This is a genomic window from Mesorhizobium sp. B2-4-7, from assembly GCF_006442685.1.
Lineage (GTDB): Bacteria > Pseudomonadota > Alphaproteobacteria > Rhizobiales > Rhizobiaceae > Mesorhizobium.
Genome location: NZ_VFVH01000013.1, coordinates 170,908 through 192,770, shown reverse-complemented (window position 1 = coordinate 192,770; position 21,863 = coordinate 170,908). Strand labels below are relative to the sequence as shown.

The 21,863-nt window shown below is 64.5% G+C and carries 18 protein-coding genes and 1 pseudogene; 8 read left to right on the top strand and 11 right to left on the bottom strand.

All coding sequences use genetic code 11. The features are described from left to right. Window positions 1-411: 411 nt before the first annotated feature. Both FJ946_RS27860 and FJ946_RS27855 read right to left on the bottom strand, forming a co-directional pair. Window positions 412-1,542 (bottom strand): patatin-like phospholipase family protein, encoded by a 1,131-nt coding sequence (locus FJ946_RS27860; protein WP_140566902.1) that lies wholly within the window; start codon window positions 1,540-1,542, stop codon window positions 412-414. Window positions 1,543-1,754: 212 nt separating this feature from the next. Further along, complete coding sequence (locus tag FJ946_RS27855) at window positions 1,755-2,843, bottom strand: citrate synthase/methylcitrate synthase (RefSeq protein ID WP_140566900.1); 1,089 nt, start codon at window positions 2,841-2,843, stop codon at window positions 1,755-1,757. 91 nt (window positions 2,844-2,934) lie between these two features. Between FJ946_RS27855 and FJ946_RS27850 the strand changes: the two genes are divergently transcribed. Further along, window positions 2,935-4,077, top strand: a complete 1,143-nt coding sequence (locus tag FJ946_RS27850) for a citrate synthase (protein WP_140525066.1) — start codon at window positions 2,935-2,937, stop codon at window positions 4,075-4,077. Window positions 4,078-4,101: 24 nt separating this feature from the next. On the opposite strand, the gene phaR is transcribed toward FJ946_RS27850, so the two are convergent. Both phaR and FJ946_RS27840 read right to left on the bottom strand, forming a co-directional pair. After that, a complete protein-coding gene (gene phaR, locus FJ946_RS27845) occupies window positions 4,102-4,710 on the bottom strand; it encodes a polyhydroxyalkanoate synthesis repressor PhaR (RefSeq protein ID WP_140493348.1) in 609 nt (202 codons plus the stop codon). A 117-nt stretch (window positions 4,711-4,827) separates the two neighbouring features. Next, window positions 4,828-5,025 carry a hypothetical protein gene (locus FJ946_RS27840; protein ID WP_140493345.1) on the bottom strand — a complete coding sequence of 66 codons (198 nt, stop codon included), beginning with the start codon at window positions 5,023-5,025 and terminating at the stop codon, window positions 4,828-4,830. Here FJ946_RS27840 and FJ946_RS27835 point away from each other — a divergent pair. From FJ946_RS27835 to FJ946_RS27810, 6 genes are all read left to right on the top strand, one after another. Further along, window positions 5,006-6,190, top strand: coding sequence for an acetyl-CoA C-acetyltransferase (locus FJ946_RS27835; RefSeq protein ID WP_140554935.1), 1,185 nt, complete (start codon window positions 5,006-5,008; stop codon window positions 6,188-6,190). The two genes, FJ946_RS27840 and FJ946_RS27835, sit on opposite strands and share 20 nt — an antisense overlap. Before the next feature lie 119 nt (window positions 6,191-6,309). Continuing rightward, window positions 6,310-7,035: an acetoacetyl-CoA reductase gene (gene phbB / locus FJ946_RS27830; RefSeq protein WP_140493339.1), complete on the top strand. Its 726-nt coding sequence runs from the start codon at window positions 6,310-6,312 to the stop codon at window positions 7,033-7,035. A 718-nt stretch (window positions 7,036-7,753) separates the two neighbouring features. Continuing rightward, complete coding sequence (locus tag FJ946_RS27825; protein ID WP_140566898.1) at window positions 7,754-11,068, top strand: helicase-related protein; 3,315 nt, start codon at window positions 7,754-7,756, stop codon at window positions 11,066-11,068. Window positions 11,069-11,082: 14 nt separating this feature from the next. Then, window positions 11,083-11,478: an RNA-binding S4 domain-containing protein gene (locus tag FJ946_RS27820; protein ID WP_224518929.1), complete on the top strand. Its 396-nt coding sequence runs from the start codon at window positions 11,083-11,085 to the stop codon at window positions 11,476-11,478. Between the two features lie 207 nt (window positions 11,479-11,685). Continuing rightward, complete coding sequence (fdxA, locus tag FJ946_RS27815) at window positions 11,686-12,024, top strand: ferredoxin FdxA (RefSeq protein WP_140493333.1); 339 nt, start codon at window positions 11,686-11,688, stop codon at window positions 12,022-12,024. Window positions 12,025-12,391: 367 nt separating this feature from the next. After that, window positions 12,392-12,973 carry a CarD family transcriptional regulator gene (locus FJ946_RS27810; RefSeq protein ID WP_006327799.1) on the top strand — a complete coding sequence of 194 codons (582 nt, stop codon included), beginning with the start codon at window positions 12,392-12,394 and terminating at the stop codon, window positions 12,971-12,973. Window positions 12,974-13,417: 444 nt separating this feature from the next. Here the strand turns inward: FJ946_RS27810 and FJ946_RS31365 are convergent. The 4 genes and pseudogenes from FJ946_RS31365 to FJ946_RS27790 form a co-directional block, all read right to left on the bottom strand. After that, window positions 13,418-13,984: pseudogene (locus FJ946_RS31365) on the bottom strand (patatin-like phospholipase family protein); the annotation flags it as partial. A 111-nt stretch (window positions 13,985-14,095) separates the two neighbouring features. Further along, window positions 14,096-14,887, bottom strand: coding sequence for an amino acid ABC transporter ATP-binding protein (locus tag FJ946_RS27800; RefSeq protein WP_140566896.1), 792 nt, complete (start codon window positions 14,885-14,887; stop codon window positions 14,096-14,098). Next, window positions 14,884-15,564: an ABC transporter permease subunit gene (locus FJ946_RS27795; protein ID WP_140493321.1), complete on the bottom strand. Its 681-nt coding sequence runs from the start codon at window positions 15,562-15,564 to the stop codon at window positions 14,884-14,886. The genes FJ946_RS27800 and FJ946_RS27795 overlap by 4 nt, the downstream gene beginning before the upstream one ends. Window positions 15,565-15,670: 106 nt before the next feature. Beyond that, window positions 15,671-16,444 (bottom strand): amino acid ABC transporter substrate-binding protein, encoded by a 774-nt coding sequence (locus tag FJ946_RS27790; RefSeq protein WP_140493318.1) that lies wholly within the window; start codon window positions 16,442-16,444, stop codon window positions 15,671-15,673. Between the two features lie 322 nt (window positions 16,445-16,766). On the opposite strand from FJ946_RS27790, the gene FJ946_RS27785 reads away from it, so the two are divergent. Beyond that, window positions 16,767-17,633 (top strand): RNA polymerase factor sigma-32, encoded by an 867-nt coding sequence (locus FJ946_RS27785; RefSeq protein ID WP_140517570.1) that lies wholly within the window; start codon window positions 16,767-16,769, stop codon window positions 17,631-17,633. Window positions 17,634-17,705: 72 nt separating this feature from the next. Here the strand turns inward: FJ946_RS27785 and FJ946_RS27780 are convergent, their stop codons facing one another. The 3 genes from FJ946_RS27780 to thiP form a co-directional block, all read right to left on the bottom strand. After that, the gene (locus FJ946_RS27780; RefSeq protein WP_140493312.1) at window positions 17,706-19,169 is read right to left on the bottom strand and encodes a M48 family metalloprotease; all 1,464 of its coding nucleotides are present in this window, start codon (window positions 19,167-19,169) and stop codon (window positions 17,706-17,708) included. Window positions 19,170-19,426: 257 nt separating this feature from the next. Next, complete coding sequence (gene thiQ / locus FJ946_RS27775; protein WP_140525063.1) at window positions 19,427-20,209, bottom strand: thiamine ABC transporter ATP-binding protein; 783 nt, start codon at window positions 20,207-20,209, stop codon at window positions 19,427-19,429. Beyond that, window positions 20,209-21,822 carry a thiamine/thiamine pyrophosphate ABC transporter permease gene (gene thiP / locus FJ946_RS27770; protein ID WP_140566893.1) on the bottom strand — a complete coding sequence of 538 codons (1,614 nt, stop codon included), beginning with the start codon at window positions 21,820-21,822 and terminating at the stop codon, window positions 20,209-20,211. Before thiP ends, thiQ begins: the two co-directional genes overlap by 1 nt. Between the last annotated feature and the right edge of the window lie 41 nt (window positions 21,823-21,863).

Below are 21,863 nucleotides of genomic sequence, written 5' to 3'. Positions count from 1 at the left end.
GCCTGACGGACCATCCCGGCGTGCGACATTTCACGCAACACACTGGAATTGCTTGAAGAACGGACCGTTCAACTCTGATCCAGATCGTCGTTCCCTGGTCAAGCCGGATGCTCCAGGAGCAAGGACGGGTCGCCTCGATGCGTCTGCTCCATCGCGTTCCGCCGTCTAGGCTTGAGACATGATATAGCCTCGAACAAAACGCCTGCTGGTGCTGTTCGTGGCAGTATTCCTCGCCCGCCAGTCACCGTTCCGGATACGGTCGAGGGATGGCGCCCAACAGCGGCGCCCGCACGACACTGGCAGCAGGCGTCAGCATGATGATGCGCGCCTCACACGCGATGGTTGTTGCTGGCGCCGGAAGGAACTTGCTGGCACCGCGCGGCAGATCACGCCCGTGTGACGGATGCGGGTTCAGGCCCGGCGACGCTCCGCTTCGGGGTTCTTGCGCGCGGCCAGGAATTCCTTCACCCGTCGGCCAGGTGCCGGACCCCGCACCGGCTTGAAGCCGTCGTCGAGCTCGCCGGAGAGGTCGAGCGTCGGCCGCTTGCCGACGGCATCGTAGTTCTCCTCCAGCCAATCGCTGGCAGCGGTGCGGCCAAGATCGCGCAGATAGGCCAGGAATGCCCATTCGGCATTGACCTTCGATGATGCCGACAGGTCCTTGAAGGCCTCATCGGCGTCAATGCGGTGCATGCGGATGTCCCGGTACTCGCCCCGCGGCAGGCGGCCGGCGGCGATCAGTTCCTTGACGAAGGCGATCGAACGGAATTCGCGCAGCAGCCCGGCGTTGAAGGTGATCTCGTCGATGCGGTTCTGGATCTCGTTGGCGCTTTTGGGCGTTCCCTCGCGCACGACCGGATTGATCTGCACCAAAAGCACGTCCTCGGTGGCAGCCGTCTTGAAGAACGGATAGAGCGCCGGATTGCCGCCATAACCGCCATCCCAATAGGGCACGCCCTTGATCTCGACGGCGCGGAACAGTTGCGGCAGGCAGGCCGAGGCCATCACTGTGTCGAGGTCGATCTCGCCATCGGAAAACACCCGTAGCTGTCCGGTCTCGACATTGGTGGCGGAAATGAACAGTTCCATCGACTTGCAGGCATGCACATTCTTGAAATCAATCTCCTGCGCAACGACGTCGCGCAGCGGATTGAGGCCGAGCGGGTTGGCGACATAGGGCGAGAACACGCGCGACATGGTGTCGAAGAAGACATAACCCGGCGTGTTCTCGATCGACCAATTGCCCCAGGCGACGTCCCACGGCATGCGCTGCACCGGGCTGAACCGGCCCTTCGCCGCCACCGCATGCCAGAAGTCGTCGAGCTTCTTGCGCGCGCCTTCGACGCCGCCGCGAACGAAGCCGTCGGCCAGCGCCACCGCGTTCATCGCGCCCGCGCTTGTGCCGGACACCGCTGCGATCTCCAGCCGGCCATCCTCCAGAAGCCGGTCGAGCACGCCCCAGGAAAAAGCCCCGTGGGAACCGCCGCCCTGAAGCGCGATGTTGATCTTCTTTACTTCCTCCGCCTTGCCGTTCTTCGTCATGCGTTCCTGTCGATCCCGGTGCCTGACTTATTGCGTGCCCGGGAATCGGGACGTCAGCGTCACGGCAGACCTATGTTGCAGTGCAGCATATAAGGACGCACCAAGGCAAGAACACGAGCACGGTCGCGTGATGGCATGAAATTTCGATCATGCGGAAACGCCCTCCGCCTTGTGGCGGAGGGCGCGGTGTATCTTCCAAACAGGTTTGATGCTCAGGCGACGAGGTCCGGCATCGGTCCGACATAGCGCGACAGCGGCCGGATCAGCCGTCCCGTCGTCTGCTGCTCGCGCGCATGCGCGACCCAACCGGCGACGCGCCCGGCCGCGAAGACATTGCTGAAGGCTTGGCTGGGAAAACCCGCCGCTTCCAGCACCAACGCGGTGTAGAACTCGACATTGGTCTGCAGCGAGCGCTGCGGCTTGGCAATCCGAAGCACATCGAGCGCAGCCTGTTCGACTGTCTCGGCGAAGGCCAGCCGGCGACAGGTCTCGCCCTCCCCGCCGAGTTGCCGCACCACCGCCTTCAGCACATCGGCGCGCGGATCGCGCACGCGGTAGATGCGGTGGCCGAAGCCCATGATGCGTTCACCACGCGCGATCTCGCCGCGCAGCCAGCCGGCGGTGTCGCCATGCGCCTGGATGGCGTCGAGCATCTCGATGACAGGGCCGGGCGCGCCGCCATGCAGTGGGCCCTTGAGCGCCCCGAGGCCAGCCAGCACCGACGATGTCAGCCCGGCCTGCGTCGAAGCGACGATGCGCGTGGCGAAGGTCGAGGCATTGAGGCCGTGGTCGCAGACGGTCACGAGGTAAGTGTCGAGTGCCCTTGCCAGAGCCGGCGTCGGCACGGAACCGTCGAGCATCCTCAGCATATCGGCGGCATGATCGGCCATCCCATCCGGCGCGACCGGCTGCTCGCCGCGCCGCAGGCGCAACAGCGCCGGCGTCAGCACGGCGGGCGCCGCGATCAGCCCAAGCGCGTCCGTCAGCGTCTCGCCGTCAGGCAGCAACGCCATGCCGGCACGCATGGCGCTATAGACGTCGAGCGGCGCCAGCAAGGGCAGGCAAGACAAGAGCCGGTCGAACACCTCGACGCGCGCCTGGCCCAGTCTCGCGGCCAGTTCCGCGTCTCCGGGAAGGTCGTAGAAGAAGCCGTCGAGAAGCAGGCGAACGACCTGCGGATAGTTCCATCGCCCGGCCAGTTCCGGCAGGGAGTACCCCCGGATCGTCAAGCGGCCGCCCAGCCCATCCACGTCGGACAGCACCGTTTCCGCCGCCACCACATCATCGAGCCCGTTCGCCATGGCTTAGTCTCCTTGAGCTTTTTCGACATCAAGGATAAGGATGGGCAACACGCGCATCAATCTTGATCAACATAATCAATATGGGACCGACATGTCCGAATGGCTGTCGCGGGACGAGGCACTGGAACGGCTCAAGGTGCGGCCGCAGACGCTCTACGCCTATGTCAGTCGCGGGCGCATCGGCATGCGCCCGGACAGTGCCGATCCACGCCGCAGCCAATATCGCGCCGACGATATCGCGGCCCTGATGATGCGAAGAGAGCGCGGACGCAGCCCATCGGCCATCGCCGAAAGCGCCATCGCCTGGGGCGAACCCTCGCTCGTCACCTCGATCTCGACCGTTTCGCACGGCCACCTTGTCTATCGGGGCCGCGACGCCGTTGCGCTGTCCGAACATGCCACGCTCGAAGAGACCGCCGCCGTGCTGTGGGCCCTGCCTGAGCCGGTGAGTTTCGAGGCTCCGGCCTCGGATCAATCCCAACAACTCGGCCGAGCTCCGGCCTTCATGCAACTTGCCATGCTCGCCGGCCAGGCGCGGCCTTCACTAGGGCGCGGCGCCGCCTCGCTGTGCGCCGACGCCGCGCGCGCGATCGGCGTGCTGGCCGGCGCTCTTGGCGCCTCGGCGGGATCAGATCCGGTGCACATGCGGTTGGCGCGAGGCTGGTCGGTGGATGAAGGCGGGGCGCAGGCTATCCGGCGCGCCCTTGTGCTGCTTGCCGATCACGAACTCAACGCATCGACCTTCGCGGCGCGCGTCGCGGCCTCGACCGGAGCCTCGCCCGCCGCCTGCCTGCTCGCGGGTCTGGCGACACTTTCCGGTCCGCGGCACGGTGGCGCCGGCGAGGCGGTGATGCAACTCGCGGACGATGCGGCGCGGCACGGCGCCGATGCGGCGATCCGGCGCTGGCTCGGCCATGACAGGCCTTTGCCAGCGTTCGGCCATCCGCTCTATCCCGAAGGCGATCCCCGCGCCACGGCGCTTTTGGCGGCCATCGACAACACCGACAGAACATTGCGATCGCTGGAAATCGCCGCCATTGCCGCGACCGGCGCCCGCCCGAACGTCGACTTTGCCCTGGCCGTTCTGACGCGCAGCCTCGACCTGCCGCGCGATGCGCCGTTCCAGCTGTTCGCGCTTGGGCGCAGCGTTGGCTGGGCCGCCCACATGGTCGAACAGGCAATGAGCGGCGGCAGCATCAGGCCGCGCGGTCGCTATGAGGGATTATTGCCGTAGGATCGGAAGAAAAGCGCTGCGCGCTCACGACATGGTGTCGAGCTTGCGCTGCATGGCCGCGATCTGGTCCTTCAACTGCTGCAGATCGTCGGGTTTTTCCGGCGTTTCCTTCCTGGCCGGTTCGGCGGGGGCCGCCGCAGGTGCCGAGCCTGCCGGCGGGAAAGGCGTGAACAGCCGCATGGCATTCTGGAACATTTCCATGTTGCGGCGCGTCTGCTCCTCCAGCGCCTTGATCGGCGTGGCCATCTTCATCATGTCGAGTGGTGACTTGCCGATGGCGCCCTTCATCTGCTCGCGGAAGCGCTCCTGTTCCTTGGAGAAGGCGATCATCGACTGTTCGAGGAAGCTCGGCACGATCATCTGCATCTGGTCGCCGTAGAAGGCGATCAACTGGCGCAGGAACGGGATCGGCAGCATGTTCTGCCCGTCCTTGTTCTCCAATTCGAAGATGATCTGGGTCAGAACCGGATGCGTGATGTCGTCGCCGGTCTTGGCGTCCTGCACCGTGAACTCTTCGCCCTTCTTGACCATTTCGGCCAGGTCCTCGAGCGTCACATAGGTGCTGGTGCCGGTGTTGTAGAGCCGGCGATTGGCATATTTCTTGATGACGATCGGATCGTCTTTCGCAGCCATCTGCATCCTCCCCGGACACCGGCGCGCCTGAGTAAGCCGCCGGTAACGATTGCGCCCGTTCAAAGGATATGCGCAAAAGCGTCACAATTCCAAGCAGTTTGTGCAGTGCGGGATTAATTATCGCTGCATGGCCGGTGAAATATGCTGCGCAGCAGCGGACAGTTTGATGTCGCGGCCATGCGCAGCTTGCTTGCGACGCATGGGTGCCCTGCCGATTTCCGGTTTGACTCGGGGTTGGGAAAGGGCAAGAAAAGTCTTCAATGACAGAACATCAGCTTGAAGTTTGGAGAACAGAATGCCCGCTTCCAATGCCATCGTCGTCGCCAGCGCGGCACGCACACCGGTCGGTTCCTTCAACGGCGCTTTCGCCGCCACCCCGGCTCACGAGCTTGGCGCCGTCGTCGTAAGGGAATTGTTGTCGCGCGCCGCCGTCGAGGCGGCCGAGGTCGACGAGGTCATTCTTGGCCAGGTGCTGACCGCGGCCCAAGGGCAGAACCCTGCCCGCCAGGCTTCGATCCTCGCCGGGCTGCCCAGGGAGACCACCGCCTGGGGCCTCAACCAGGTGTGCGGCTCGGGCCTGCGCGCCATCGCGCTCGGCATGCAGCAGATCGCCACCGGCGATGCCAAGGTGGTTGTCGCCGGCGGCCAGGAATCGATGTCGATGTCGCCGCACGCCCAGCATCTGCGCGCTGGCGTCAAGATGGGCGACTACAAGATGATCGACACCATGATCAAGGATGGACTGTGGGATGCCTTTAATGGCTATCACATGGGCAACACGGCCGAGAACGTCGCCCGCCAGTTCCAGATCACCCGCGAGGACCAGGACCAGTTCGCGCTGGCCTCGCAGAACAAGGCCGAGGCCGCGCAGAAGGCCGGCCGGTTCAAGAACGAGATCGTCGCCTTCACCATCAAGGGCAAGAAGGGCGATACAATTGTCGACGAGGACGAATACATCCGCCATGGCGCGACGCTGGATGCCATGACCAAACTGAAGCCGGCCTTCGACAAGGACGGCACTGTGACCGCCGCCAATGCCTCCGGCATCAACGACGGCGCCGCCGGCGCGCTTTTGATGAGCGAAGCGGAAGCTGCCAGGCGGGGCATCACCCCGCTGGCGCGCATCGTCTCCTGGGCGACCGCGGGCGTTGACCCGGCGATCATGGGCACCGGTCCGATTCCCGCCTCGCGAAAAGCGCTGGAAAAGGCCGGCTGGTCGGTCGGCGATCTCGACCTGATCGAGGCCAACGAGGCTTTCGCCGCGCAGGCCTGCGCGGTCAACAAGGACATGGGCTGGGATCCCTCGATCGTCAACGTCAATGGTGGCGCCATCGCCATCGGTCATCCGATCGGCGCCTCTGGCGCGCGCATTTTCAACACGCTGGTCCACGAGATGCGCCGAAGAGGTGCCAAGAAGGGTCTCTCCACCCTGTGCATCGGCGGCGGCATGGGCGTCGCCATGTGCGTCGAAGCGCTCTAAAAGAGAAGTGAATGGGGAGTAGCGAATAGGGAAGAACGGCGTCGGCGCAATGGGATATCTGATCCCTACTCGTCATTCGCTACTCCCTGTTCACTCTCCCAACCAAAGGGAGGGAGCGCATGACCAAGGTTGCAATCGTCACGGGCGGATCGCGCGGCATCGGCGCGGCAATATCGATGGCGCTGAAGGAAGCCGGCTATTCGGTTGCCGCCAACTACGCCGGCAATGATGAGGCGGCGAGCAAGTTCACGGCCACAACCGGCATCAAGACCTACAAATGGTCGGTCGCCGACTACGACGCCTGCGCCGCCGGCATCAAGCAGGTCGAGGCCGATCTGGGCCCGGTCGCGGTGCTGGTCAACAATGCCGGTATCACGCGCGACGCCATGTTCCACAAGCTGACGCGTGAGCAGTGGAAGGAGGTCATCGACACCAATCTCTCCGGCGTTTTCAACATGACGCATCCGCTGTGGAGCGGCATGCGCGACCGCAAGTTCGGCCGCGTCATCACCATCTCCTCCATCAATGGCCAGAAGGGCCAGGCCGGCCAGGTCAACTACTCCGCGGCCAAGGCCGGCGACATCGGTTTCTCGAAGGCTCTGGCCCAGGAAGGAGCCCGCGCGGGCATCACCGTCAACATCATCTGCCCAGGCTATATCGCCACCGAAATGGTCCGGGCGATCGATGAGAAGGTGCTCAACGAACGCATCATCCCGCTAATCCCGGTCGGGCGCCTCGGCGAGCCGGAGGAGATCGCGCGCTGCGTCGTCTTCCTCGCCTCCGAGGACGCCGGCTTCATCACGGGATCGACCATCACCGCCAATGGCGGCCAGTACTTCGCCTGAGGTCTCGCCGGGCTGCCGGCTTCCCGGTGCCGATTGAAGGAGGGCTCGTTCGCCATCCGCTTCGGATGTCCGTGACGCCGTCCGATGACGGCTGTCGGCCTGCTGTTCCAATCCGGCACGCAAAGGTTAATCGCGGCAGCGGGTATTGTGCAAAACTGCCTGGATAAGCTGTGCATTGTCGGTGGAAAACCTGTGCGTAACACTACATCTTGTCGTGAACAAACAGGGAAAATCCCGACATCGCCGATTCGTCGCCCTTTCGTTCCATGTTTGGCCGCAATGTTAACGAGAGCAGTTGCAATCGCCTGTCAAACTGTTAATTTCTATTAAGAAAGTTCAACAATTTCACAAGCTTGGATGAAGCAAGGCGGGCTGCCACACGGCTTTGCCAGCGAAAGTTAACGGCGGCTCTCGCCTAGCATGAAACGGGCCAATTCCGTGATTCAGCATGTGGTAAGGATCATCAGCCAAAACTCCACATCTAGCCGTGAACAAAACCTGAATCCGGGCGAGTCAGCGATTCGTCGCCGATTCGTTCCAGACTCGTTCCAACCCTTAATCAGCAGCCGAACCGAAGCTCGACGGAGGTGACTTCGAACCGCCAGCGGAACATTCCGCTTTCGCTTCGCGCCTGAAATCCCTATGTGTCGCCTGTCATACGCGCCACCCGAGGCGTGCTCCCGACAATGAGAGGCCAGAAAGCCTTATTTCCGAGCCGATGAACATCCATCCGAAACCCACCGAGCCGCTGATCCTATCGGGTCGCGACGTGACTGCCGTGCTTGGGCCGACCAACACAGGCAAGACCCATCTCGCCATCGAGCGCATGGTGGCGCATGAAAGCGGCATCATCGGCCTGCCGCTCAGGCTCTTGGCGCGAGAGGTCTACACCCGCGTCTGCGAAAAGGTCGGTGCCCACAAGGTGGCGCTCATCACCGGCGAGGAGAAGATCCAGCCGCCAGGCGCCAGATATTCGGTCTGTACCGTCGAAGCCATGCCGCGCGAGACCGATGCCGCCTTCGTCGCCATCGACGAGGTGCAGCTTGCCGGGGACCTCGAGCGCGGCCACATCTTCACCGACCGCATCCTGCATCTGCGCGGCCGCCAGGAGACGCTGCTGCTCGGCGCCGCCACCATGCACGGCATCTTGCAGCGCCTGTTGAAAGGCGTCTCGGTGGTGACACGACCGCGGCTGTCACATCTGGCCTATGCCGGTTCGAAGAAGCTGACCCGCTTGCCCCGGCGCACAGCGATCGTCGCCTTCTCCGCCGACGAGGTCTATGCCATCGCCGAACTGATCCGCCGCCAGCAGGGCGGTGCGGCCGTCGTGCTTGGCGCGCTCTCGCCCCGCACCCGCAACGCCCAGGTGGCGCTGTTTCAGTCGGGCGACGTCGACTATCTCGTCGCCACCGATGCCATCGGCATGGGCCTTAACCTCGATCTCGACCATGTCGCCTTCGCCCAGAACCGCAAGTTCGACGGCTATCAGTATCGCAACCTGACGGCGGCCGAACTTGGCCAGATCGCCGGGCGCGCCGGCCGGCACCTGCGCGACGGCACCTTTGGCGTCACCGGCCAGGTCGACCCGCTGGACGAGGAATTGGTCAAGAAGATCGAAAGCCACGACTTCGACCCCGTGAAGGTTCTGCAGTGGCGCACAGCGCGTTTCAATTTCGCCAGCCTCGACGCGCTGAAGCGCTCGATCGAGACCAATGCCCCGGTGGAAGGCCTGACCCGTGCGCTGCCGGCAGTCGATGCGCAGGCGCTTGAGCACCTGTCGCGTGACAAGGACATCAGGGCGCTCGCCACCGACGCAAGGCGCGTCGCGCTGCTGTGGGAGGCCTGCGCGCTCCCCGACTACCGCAAGATAGCGCCGGCCCAGCACGCCGACCTCATTGCGTCGATCTACATGGACCTCGCCAGGCATGGCCATGTCGACGAGAATTACATGGCCGAGCAGGTGCGCCGCGCCGACACCACCGAGGGCGACATCGATACGCTGTCGCATCGCATCGCCCAGATCCGCACCTGGACATTCGTGTCGAACCGGCCCGGCTGGCTGGCCGATCAGGCACACTGGCAGGAAAAGACGCGCGAAATCGAAGACAGATTGTCGGATGCGCTGCATGAGCGGTTGACGAAACGCTTCGTAGACCGCAGGACTTCCGTCCTCATGCGGCGCCTTAGAGAAAATACCATGCCTGAAGCCGAAATAAGCCCAACCGGAACCGTCCTCGTCGAAGGCCACCATGTCGGCGAGTTGCAGGGGTTCCGTTTCACCGCCGATCAGAGCGCTGGCGGCGAAGACGCCAAGGCCGTGCGCGCGGCCGCCCAGAAGGCGCTGGCGGCGGAGTTCGAGGCACGCGCCGAACGCTTCGGCGCCTGCGCCAATGGCGACATCGCGCTCGGTTCCGACGGCACGCTGCGCTGGATCGGCGCGCCGATCGGCACGCTTGTTGCCGGCGAGGACGCGCTGAAGCCGCGCCTGGTGCTTTTGGCCGATGAACAGCTGACCGGCCCAGCGCGTGACAAGGTCGCGGCGCGTGCCGAGCGCTTCGTCAATTTCCAGATCGAATCCCTGCTGAAGCCGCTGGTCGATTTGAAGAGTGCCGAGCAGATATCGGGTATCGGCCGCGGCATCGCCTTCCAGCTGGTCGAGAATTTCGGCCTTATCAATCGCCGCGACATCGCCGAGGAGATGAAGTCGCTCGACCAGGAAGGCCGCGCGGCATTGCGCCGGCTGGGCGTGCGCTTCGGCGCCTATCATGTCTTCGTGCCGGCGCTGATCAAGCCGGCGCCCGCGGGATTGGTGACGTTGCTGTGGGCGCTGAAAAACGACGGCAAGGACAAGCCCGGCTTCGGCGACGTCGTCCATGCGCTGGCATCGGGCCGCACCTCGGTGGTCATCGATCCGGCTTTCGACAAGGCCTTCTACAAGCTTGCCGGCTACCGCAATCTCGGCCGCCGCGCCGTGCGCATCGACATTCTGGAACGGCTGGCCGACCTGATCCGCCCGGCGACCAACTGGAAGCCCGGCCTCGGCCAGCGTCCGGATGGCGCCTATGACGGCCAGTCTTTCATGGTGACGCCGCCGATGATGTCGATTCTCGGCGCCACGGCCGATGACATGGAAGAAATCCTGAAAGGTCTTGGCTACCGTGCCGAGCCGAAGCCGGCGGCCGAAGTCAAGGCACGGCTGGAAGCGCAGGACAATGCCGCCCGGGAAGCCGTGGCGGCCAAGCTGGCAGCGGAAGAGGCCGCGCGCGCCGAGCAGGCCAAGGCGGCGGAGGCGGCTGCGACGGACAGGCCTGCGGAGACATCCGCGGAAGATCCGGAAACTGCGACTGCCCAGACCGCCGTCGAAATTCCTGCTGAACCCATTGCGGAAGCGGCCGAAACTGTTGCGGAAGAACAACCCGAAGTTCCAGCCGAAGCTACGCAAGAGGTTGCGCCTGTAGCAGAAGCCGTGCCTGAGACTTCTGCCGCCGAAAGCGCCGACGCTCTCACTTCCCCCTCGACGGGGGAGATCGCGGAGCGAGGCGAGGAGGGGGACAGCGCCGACGCTCCCCAACAGGGACCCGCTGCGGAAGCCGAAGAGCCTAAGCCGATCCTGTTGTGGCGGCAGGGCCGCTTCGACCAGCGGCCTCGTCACCGTCACCACGAGAACCGCGCCCGGCCGCGCAACGGCCAGGCGGCGCGCTCCGATGCCCCGGCGGATGCCGCTGTCGGCCAGCCCGGCACCCGGCCCGCCCATGAAGGGCGCCGCGATGGCGCCGGCAAGCCACGTTTCGATCGCTCGAAGTTCAAGCCCAGGCCGCAAGGCGAAGGCGGGGAACGGCGGGAGGGAAAGCCGCAGGGCGAGCGTTCTGACCGCCGTGAGGGCCGGCCGGGCGGCAGGCCGGAAGGCAAGGGCGGCCCGCAAGGCGGCAAACCCTCGTTTCAGGCAAAACCGCGCGAGGAGCGCCCGGTGCGCTTCGATCCCGACTCTCCCTTCGCCAAGCTCGCCGCTTTGCGCGACCAGCTGAAGAAATAGCCGCACAGGATCCGATGGTCGCCCCGATGGCCACCGACCGCCAGCGTATCGACAAATGGCTGTTCTTCTCGCGCGCGGTGAAATCGCGCTCGCTGGCCGCCAAACTGGTCGTGGCCGGCCGGGTGCGCATCAATCGCGACAAAGCAGCGCAGGCCTCCGACCTGGTCAAGCCTGGCGACGTCCTGACCATCACGCTGGAGCGGCGCATCTTCATCTGGAAGGTGCTCGATGCGGGAAGCCGGCGCGGCCCCGCCGTGGAGGCACGCACGCTCTACGAAGACATGTCGCCGCCTGCCGCACCGACGGGCGAGGCGCCTCCCGACGCGATCCCAGGGCTGCGCGAGGCCGGAAGCGGCCGCCCGACGAAGAAGGAGCGCCGCGAGACCGACCGCTTGCTTGGCGACGACTGACCGCCGGTGCACGGAGGGAGCATGTATGTTCTTCCACGCCGCCGACACAACGGTCCGAGCACATGACCGATGCCCGCCATTGCCGACCCGTTGGAATTCCATTCCGGCAATGCGGACATGGCCGGAATGGCCGCCCTTGCAAGCGGGCGCCAAAGGCGTTACCTCACGGAAAAAGCCAACAAAAACGGGACGTCCCGGAGCAGATCGATGACCTATGTCGTGACCGACAATTGCATCAAATGCAAATATATGGACTGCATCGAGGTCTGTCCGGTCGACTGTTTCTACGAGGGCGAGAACATGCTCGTCATCCATCCCGACGAGTGCATTGACTGCGGTGTCTGCGAACCGGAATGCCCCGCCGACGCGATCAAGCCCGATACTGAGTCGGGCCTCGACAAATGGCTGCAGATAAACACCGAATACGCTGAGAAATGGCCTAATATCACCGCCAAGAAGGAGCCGCCGGCCGACGCCAAGGCCTTCGATGGCGAGGCCGGCAAGTTCGAGAAATATTTCTCGGCTGAACCCGGAGAAGGCGACTGACAGCGCTGCCGTTTCAACCGGCATGACGCGGCGTAAGAGGTACGGCCTATTAACCGCCTTGACAGGCGGCGTGAACCTGTGGCCTTCGCTTATGCAGCAAAACCTTGATTCTTCCGACTTTTTGTGTTACATGAGCGAAACATGCCGGTGACACAACGTCGATTTATGGCGCTAACGCCCCAAATCACTGAAAGGTGAAAATCCCATATCGGACCAGAGCGATCTGGGCCAGGCGATCGCAATCGTGCGGTTTGCCGGTCCCGGCTTTTCCGGTGGGTTCATCTGTTGTGCGGCTAATGATCGGTAACCCGATCGCGCGAGTTCAGCCGGCACCGCCGCCGGCCCACAACAAGGAGTTCAGGGCGTAATGGCAACGATCACCCCGCAGAAGAAGTCCACCGCTGCACGTCACGGTTTCAAGACCGGCGAGTACATCGTCTATCCGGCGCATGGTGTCGGCCAGATCGTCTCGATCGACGAGCAGGAAGTGGCCGGGCACAAGCTGGAACTGTTCGTCATCGATTTCCAGAAGGACAAGATGCGCCTCAAGGTGCCGGTCGCCAAGGCAACCTCGATCGGCATGCGCAAGCTGTCGGAAGAGGATTATGTCGAACGCGCACTGAAGGTCGTGCAAGGCCGCGCCCGCGTCAAGCGCACCATGTGGTCGCGTCGCGCGCAGGAATATGATGCCAAGATCAATTCCGGCGACCTGATCTCGATCTCGGAAGTTGTTCGCGACCTCTACCGCGCCGACAACCAGCCGGAGCAGTCCTATTCCGAACGCCAGCTCTACGAGGCCGCGCTCGACCGCATGGCCCGTGAGATCGCCGCGGTCAACCGCATGTCGGAAACCGAAGCCGTGCGTTTGATCGAGGTCAATCTCAACAAGGGCCCTAAGCGCGGCGCCAAGGCCGACAATGAGGAAGCCGAGCAGGAAGAAGCTGCCTGAGGCCTTGCGCCTTTTGAGTTTTTGAAAAACCCGGCCTTGCGCCGGGTTTTTTGTTGCAGGCAATACTGGAAAGTTGGTGCACGCCCCTCGGCGTGCAATCGTCACAGGAACGTTACGCGGGTCGCTTCCTTCTTGCCTTGGGCGAAACCGGCACTGGCCGCGGGGATGCGGGTCGCCAGATCCATCTGGTTGGTGCCCATTGCGGCGCGGGAAATCGACATCAGGCGTGATCACCACCACCCGGCTGCCCTGCTGGCGCAGGGCTTCGACCTCGCTTGCAAGGTCCGCGCCCGGCGGTCTGCGCAGGCCCTCGAACTGGCCTTCCGGTAGCGGTCGGCTCCGTCCGCTGAACGGCGAGAGCACGATCACGTTCGCATAGCCCGAGGCAAGGTCGGCATTATCGGCGGAGCGCACGCCACCGGAGATGTAGCGGACGCCATTGATGCTGTGCGTGGGCCCCGCACCGGGCAGCGCGGTGCTCGCGGTGGCCGCGTCAACCAGATCGACGCCGGAATCGCGGTCGAACGCGGCCAGTTCACCGGTAAGCGCGTCGACGGCCACCACGATCATCGGCCTTTCCGGCCATTCATGGCGAGGCAATCTGGCGGCGACCAGCGCGCGCCGCTGTTTGGCCACTTCAGGTCCGAATTTGGCATCGCTCTCCAATCCGAATGCGCCCATCGCCCGTTGCAGATCGGCTGCCGAGGTAGCGGCGGCGGAAATAGAACGCATCCGCTCGAATACACTATCCATCGGCGGCAACGGCGGTTGACGGCTCGGTCCGGCCGGTTGAACCGGCAGCGGGGACAGCACCGCGGCCAACAGTTCGCCCGGCGGTATGCCGCTGCGCACCTGCACTACCGCATTGGCGCCTGCCGAGGTTCCGATCACCAGATCGGCGGCCTCCGTCAGATCGACACCAGCTTCGGCGAGGCCCGCGATGATGCCGATCAGCCAGGCATTTCCGGCGGCCCCGCCACCACCGAGAACAAGAGCAACGTTGCGAACCATCGGCCCCACTATTGCAGCGCATGGACACGCCCGTCCATCGAAATAGAAACACCGTGCCTGACGGCGGCTCACGAGGATAAATGCCCGGCAGGGAGCAAGCGCAGCGCAGGCCTAGGACGAGAAATTGCCGCCTTCTCCCCCACCCTCCTTCTCCGCCATTTCCTGCTTTAGCGTCGCGATGAACCGTCTTGTCCGTTCGCGCTCCGGATTGCCGAACAGCACCGCCGCGGGGCCCTTTTCGACGACAATGCCGGCCTCGAGGAACACCACCTCGCGAGCGATCTTTGAAGCAAGCCGCAGATCGTGCGTGGCCATCACCATCGTCGTCCCCTCGCTGGCGAGCCGGCCGAGCACGTCGACGACTTCCTGCGCCAGTTCCGGGTCGAGCGCGGAGGTCGGCTCGTCGCACAAAAGCACCTTTGGCGACGGCGCCAGCGCCCGGGCGATCGCTACCCGCTGCTGCTGGCCGCCCGACAGCGTTGCCGGCCAGGCATCGACCTTGTGCGCCATGCCGACCTTTTCCAGCAGCGCGAGCGCCCGTTCGCGCGCCCGTGCGTGGGGCCACTTCAGCACCGTCACCAGCCCTTCCATGACGTTCTCGATCGCGGTGCGATGCGGGAACAGTTGGAAGTTCTGGAACACCATGCCGGTCTGCAGCCGCAGCCGCTGAATGTCCCGGGCCGCCACCTTCGCTCCCGGATGGAACTCCAGCGCCTGATCGCCGATACGCACTGTGCCCGAAGTTGGGATCTCAAGCAGGTTGATGCAGCGCAGCAGCGTACTTTTGCCACCACCCGAAGGACCGACCAGCGCGGTGACGCTGCCTTCGGCAATGGCAACCGTCACGCCCTTCAGCACGAGATTGTCGCCGAAGCGCTTTTCGATGTTGGCAAGGTCGATCACGAGCGCGCCTCCAGGAACCCGCCATAGCGATTGAGCCGCGCCTCCAGCCGCGTCTGCAAGGCCGACAGCACCGAACTCATCGCCAGATAGAGGATCGCCGCCTCGACATAGAGGATCAGCGGCTCATAGGTGGTGGCGACGATACGCTGCGCGGCCTGGAACATTTCCGGCACGGTGATGGCGGCGGCCAGCGACGTGTCCTTGACCAGCGAGATGAAGGTGTTGGAGAGCGGCGGCACCGCCACGCGCCCAGCCTGCGGCAAGATGGTGCGGCGCATCGCCTGGCTCCAGGTCATGCCGATCGAATAGGCCGCCTCCCATTGCCCCTTTGGCACCGCGCCTATCGCCGCGCGAACGATTTCCGACGAGTAGGCCCCGATATTGAGCGTGAAGCCGATCAACGCCGCGGGAAACGCGTCAAGCAGGATGCCGGCCGAGGGCAGGCCGTAGAAGATCAGGAACAGCTGCACCAAGAGCGGCGTGCCGCGGAATATCCACACGTAGAAGCGCGCCACCGCGACCAGGGGCATTGGCCCGAAGAGCCGGATCAGCGCGGTTCCAAGACCGACGCTCAAGCCAAGCACAAAGGACAGGAGCGTCAGCGGTACGGTGAAGATCAACGCGGCCCACAGCAGCGAAGGCAGCGATTCCAGCATGAGTTGCAGCCAGTGCGGCACGAAAGGGCTCCTTCTTGCGACTGCCGTATATCACGCGAAAGGCGGCGGGCCGTCAAAACGGTCCGCCGCCGGGCGATGTCGCGCGGGCCAACGGCCCGGCCGTAAATTACTTCGAAACGTCCTGTCCGAAATACTTGTCTGCGATCTTCTGATAGGTGCCGTCCGCCTTGATGTCGGCCAGCGCCTTGTTGATCGCGGCAACCAGTTCCGGGTCGCCCTTGCGAACGATGACGCCGGAATAGTCGGCGTTCTCTTCCTGGGCCGCGATCTTCACATTGGCATCCGGCTTGTGCTTCTTGAAGTCGAGGAAGGACAGGCTGTCATTGATGGTTGCGTCGGCGCGGCCGGTCAGAAGCAGCTGGATCGACTGGTCGAACCCGTCGGTGCCGACCAGTTCGGCGCCGTTGGCCTCGGCCAGTTTGCCGAAATTCGAAGTCAGCGACTGCGCCGACTTCTTGCCCTTGAGATCGGCGAAACTCTTGATGTCGGTATTGTCGCCGCGCACGATCAGCACTGCCTTGGAGGCGATGTAGGGGTCGGAGAAATCGTATTTCGCCTTGCGGGCGTCGGTGATGCCGACTTCGTTGATGACCGCGTCATAGCGGTTGGCATCGAGGCCCGCGATCAGCCCGTCCCATTTGCCCTCGAGGAACTCTACCTTCACGCCGAGCTTGTCGCCGATCGCCTTGGCGATTTCGACATCGAAGCCGACCAGCGCTCCGCCGGCATCATGATAGGTAAAGGGTGCGTAGGTGCCCTCCGTGCCGACCTTGATGACGCCGGCCTGCTTGATCTGGTCGAGATTGGCGCCGGCATAGCCTGCGGTAACAGCCAGAACCTGCAAAGTTCCGGCGACGATGAGCGACTTGAGCCATTTCATTTTTCTGTGATCCCGTCCTGGCCTGATATCCGGCATGGTGTGTGAGCGCTGGAAATTGACAGATGTGAGTTGAAAAAATAAGGAATGAGATTTCAAAAACATCCATTATTCGGAATCGGATTCTACCACTGACGTTTCTGGCGGTGCCTCGAACCCGCCCGGAGTTTTTTCGCGCAGCCTCCACGCCGCGCCGCCGGCGGCGGAACCTTTCCCGCGCATGGCACGTTTTGCGTTCGTTGTAGGGCAGGACGCCGTCATTTCAAGTCGAGCGGCTGCCGGGTTTCGAAATGACATCCGTATCGCCAGAGCCAGGGAGTGCCTCATGATGGAAGACACGGCAGGACGGATCATGGTCCGCGCGGCAATGAGGGCTCCCTATCTCGAACGCGACGAGGAGTTGCGGCTGGCGCTGCGCTGGAAAAAGGACAACGACCAGAACGCGCTGCACAGCATCACCGTGGCGCATATGCGCCTGGTCATTTCCATGGCCTCCAAATTCCGTCATTACGGCCTGCCGCTTGGCGATCTGGTCCAGGAGGGCCATGTCGGCCTGCTCGAGGCCGCGGCCCGTTTCGAGCCGGAGCGCGAAGTGCGGTTTTCGACCTATGCGACCTGGTGGATCCGGGCCTCGATGCAGGACTACATCCTGCGCAACTGGTCGATCGTGCGCGGCGGCACCAGCTCGGCGCAAAAGGCTCTGTTCTTCAACCTGCGGCGCCTGCGCGCCCGGCTGGCGAACGGCGCCGCGGAGCCGCTGTCGAACAGGACGTTGTACCGCGAGGTTTCAGCGGCCCTCGGCGTCTCCGAAGCCGATGTCGCGCTGATGGATTCGCGGCTCTCGGCGCCCGACTCCTCCCTCAATGTCCCGCTTGCCGACGATGGGGGCGCGACCGAGCGGATGGACTTCCTCGTGTCGGACGATCCCTTGCCCGACGAGGTCGTCAGCGACACCATCGATATCGAACGCCGCTCGATGTGGCTGAAGGCGGCGCTTGCCGCACTCAACGCGCGTGAGCTGCGCATCATCGAGGAGCGTCGGCTGAGCGACGAGGGCGCGACGCTCGAAGCGCTCGGCGAGACGCTTGGCATTTCCAAGGAACGCGTGCGCCAGATCGAGGCCCGCGCCATGGAAAAGCTGAAAGTGGCGCTGGTGAAGCAGAACCCGGAATTCCTCGCCACCGCCGCCTAAATCCATTCCAGGAAAACTACCTAGAAGTTTCTCGTCCCAAAAACGAGAGAGCGGGTCAGCGCCGACTATCGGCTATTTGTCGGTGACGATCTTGACCTTGTCGCCGGCCGAAACCGCAGCCCCCGGCGACAGCGCGTTGAGCACCCGGAACAGGTCGAGTTTGCGGTCGACGCCGACCATCTGCGCCGAAAGCGAACCCATCGTCTGCCCCGGCTGGACGGTGACCACGCGGATATGCAGCGGCTTCAGCGCCGCCTTTTCGGCGGCACTCAGAATGCGGAACGAGCCGCTGACGGAACGCGCCACGGTGTCGAGCGACGTGCTGGCGGATGGTGCCGCCGTCAGCAGCCGGTAGACCTGGCCGCCGGCGCGGATTACCGCGATATCGAACTGCCAGCCTTCGGCGCCTGCATGCGCCGTCGCCGCCTCGTTGCCGTTGATCGTTTCCTGCCTGACGCTCGCGTCGTCGAGACCGGCCACCCAGCCGCTCCTGATATAATCGGTCAGCGCACGGTTCTTGTCGATCGACACGCCGTCGAAGCGGATCGCAATGTCGCCCGGCCCGGTCGCCGTCACGGCGGCGGCCGAATTGTCGATGATGAAGCCCTCCGGCACCGAGAAGGACACGCCCAGGCCCGGATGCAGAAAGGTCTCGCCGCGCACATACCCTTCTTCCGGCGTGTCGCCGTAGAGCAGGCCGTCTATCCCGGCGAGGAAGGCGTCGCGATCGCGGGTGCCGACGCCCGGCGGGCCGAACTGGCGGGCATGGCGTTGCGCAAGGTCGATACGCTGCGGCGTATTGGGATGCGTTGCCAGGAAATCGAGGCTGGCGTCGGTGGCGCCGCTGATCGAGCGGAAATCGGTGTAGGCCGACATGGACTGCAAGAAGCGGCCGGCGGCGTAAGGATCGTAGCCGGCTTCGCCGATCGACTTGATGCCGATCGCGTCGGCCTCCAGTTCCTGGTTGCGCGAAAACTGCGCCAGTCTCAGCTTGCCGCGGATCAGCGCCGCCTTGGCGGTCGGGCTGTCGCCGAGCACGTCGGAAACAACCTTGGTGGCGAGCCCCTCCTCGGCCTCGAGCTGCTGGCGCTGCAGGCCGTGGTTAGCGGTGACGTGGCCCATCTCATGCGCGATGACGGCGGCGAGCTCGGCCGAATCATTGGCCAGCGCCAGCAGGCCGCGCGTGACGTAGAGGTAGCCGCCCGGCAGTGCGAAGGCATTGACGTTGGGCGAATTGAGGATGGTGATACGATAGGTCTGGGTCGGGTTGGCCGACACCACCGTCAGGCTGCCTACGACCTTGGCGACCATGCGCTCGAGCTTGGGATCGGAGTATTCGCCGCCATAGGTCGCCAGGATGCGTGGATGCTGCGCCTTGGCCAGTTCGGCCAATTTGTTATTGGCCGCGACATTGTCGACCGTGATCGGTTTGTCGGAAGGCTGGAAGCCGGATTCCTGGACTTCCGGAGGTGTGAACATCTGGCAGCTTGCCAGGGCCACGACAAAGCCGGCCAGCGCCAGAAAGCGCGCCAGCATTTTCCCTCTTGGTCTTTCCGTGCCGGTCGGCAGAACGGCTTCCTTTCGGGTCTGGCGCATGCCCGCGAAAATCGGGGCGATCCTCGCAAGGGCTCATGCGCAAATCAAAGCATTACAGCATCCACGCCATACCAACGCGCGGCGGATGCTGCAGGCAAATCACGGCCTGCACCGGACCGGTACAGGGCGGACCTAGCCACACTACCTCTGTCATGGCAAGCAATCGCCCCGTCGCCAGGAGCCGGTTTGAGCGTAAATTATGTCCGCTTCCGGGCAATATCTCGTGATCCAGCCTCCCAGGCGCTTGTGCCAACATAGCGCCGGAAAACTTCAGGACCAGCCCCGGCAAAGAAATCATCCGCCTTGCCCTTGGCGGCAACCATGCCGTTGTCGAGGAACACCACCTCCTCACAAATACGGCGTGCGTCCTGTGGCTGATGCGTGACGAACAGCAGCGTCATGCCCCGCTCGGCATGCACGTCGGCGACAAGGTCGAGCATGTCGTCGCGCAAGGCCGGTCCGAGTGAAGCGAAAGGCTCGTCCAGAAGAAGCACCGGGCGGTTGCGAACCAGCACGCGCGCCAATGCGACACGCTGGCGTTCGCCTCCCGAAAGTTCGCGCGGCAGGCGTCTTTCCTTGCCCGCGAGGCCGGTGCGCGCGATCGCCTCCGCGATGTCAGCGCCGTCGGCCTCGGTCAGCCGCAGCGAGGGCGAGCGGCCGAGCCCGACATTCTCTTCGACCGAAAGATGGGCAAAAAGATTGTTTTCCTGGAACACCATCGACACGGGCCGCGCCGAAGGCGGCGCCGCGCCGACATCGGCGCCGCCGATCAGCACGCGGCCAGCCTGCGGCGTCTCGAAGCCCGCCACCAGATTGAGCAGCGTCGACTTGCCCGAGCCGCTCGGCCCCATGATGGCGGTAATTTTCGACGCGGCGAAATCGACATCGAAAACGAGCGGCGCGTCGCCGTAGCTGAACGAGACCGTGTCCAGCCGCACCTCGGCTCCCCTTGTCGCACCATTGGTGGCGCCCGCAGCCATCAGTCTCGTTCTCCCCTTCCCAGCCCGCTCGCCGCCACCACAAGCGCAAGGCAGACCAGACCGAGCAGCAGCGCCAGGCCGGCGGCGTCCTCGGTACGGTAGCTGCCCATGCGCGCCAGGAGAAGGTAGGGCAAGGTCTGCACGGAATCACTGCCGAACAATGCGATGACGCCGAGATCGCCAAGCGACAGCGCCATGGCAAACGCGAAGGCGGTGGCCAGCGGCCGTCGCAGCGACGGCCAGTCGACCAGCCGCAACCGGGCCCAGCCCGCTATTCCCAGAAGCGCGCAGAGCCGCTCATGGCGCTCGCTCGCCGCATCATAGGCGGGGCGGATGGCACGGATGGCGAAAGGCATCGCCATGACTGCATTGACGGTGACGACCATGACCGGGGCTATGGCAAAGACATCGCCGACATGGCGCAGCAGAAGGAACCAGCCGGCGCCGATGACGATGGGCGGCACGACCAGGACGAAGCCGGCGCCGGTGTCGGTGGCGTGTTCGAGCACGGTCCGCGGACCGGAGCGGCGCTTCAGGGCCAGCACGCGGCGCGCCATGGTGAGCGAAAGCGACAGCGCAACCGACAGCAGCGCCGACAGGAAGGCCAGCACGGCGCTGGTCAGCGTCGCCTGCCGCACCGCCGCCTCGCCGGCGAGACGACCGAGGTCGGCGCCGAGGCCTGACATCACCGTCGCCGTCATCGGCCCGGCGACGAACAAAAGGGCCAGCACGACGAGCGCGGCATTCAGCGCGGTCTCGGTCCTGCCGGCCGAGACGTAGCGGCGCGGCGCCACCGGCAGATTGGCGTCACCGGTGGTGTTGGCGCCGAGCCGCGTCAACGCCAGCACCACGACAAAGGTCAGCGCGATCTGCAGCAGCGTCAGCGCCACCGCCCGCGCGGGATCGAAATCGAAACGCAGAGCCTGGTAGATGCCGACCTCCAGCGTCGTCGCGCCGGGGCCACCGCCCAGCGTCAGCACGATCGTGAAGGATGTGATGCAGAGCATGAACACCAGGCCGGCGACGCCCGGCAGAGCGGCGCGCAGTGTCGGCCACTCGATCAGCCGGAAAGCCGGTGCGGCACCCATGCCGAGCTGGCTCGCCAGCCGCCATTGGTCGGCTTGGATGGTTTGCAGCGCTTCGAGGAACAGCCGCGTGGCCAGCGGCAGGTTGAAGAAGACATGAGCAACGAGGATGCCGGAGAGGCCATAGATGCCCGGCCAATTGTAACCGCCGACGGCACCAAGAAAGCCGGCGAAATAGCCGGCGCGGCCATAGAGCGCCAGGATGCCGAGCGCCGCCACGATCGCCGGCAGCGCCAACGGCAGGGCGAAGAGCTGGAGGATGAAGCCGCGGCCGGGAAAGCGCGGATGCCGCGACAGCGCGCGAGCCACGAACAGGGCCGGCGCCACCGACAACAGCGTCGAAAGCGCCGCCTGCCACAACGTAAAGCGCACGACGCGCAGGAGATAAGGATCGAAGGCTGCCCAGGCTCCGGAGAAATCGTTCGCGCCTTCGAAAAGAAGACCCGCAAACGCGCCGCCGATCAGGAGCCCGATCGCCGCAAGCGCGAGGATACCGGCGGAGATGCGGGGGTCAGACGCGCGCTGCACGCTGCGCCACCCAAAGGACCTTTAGCGAGCGTCGCGTTCCT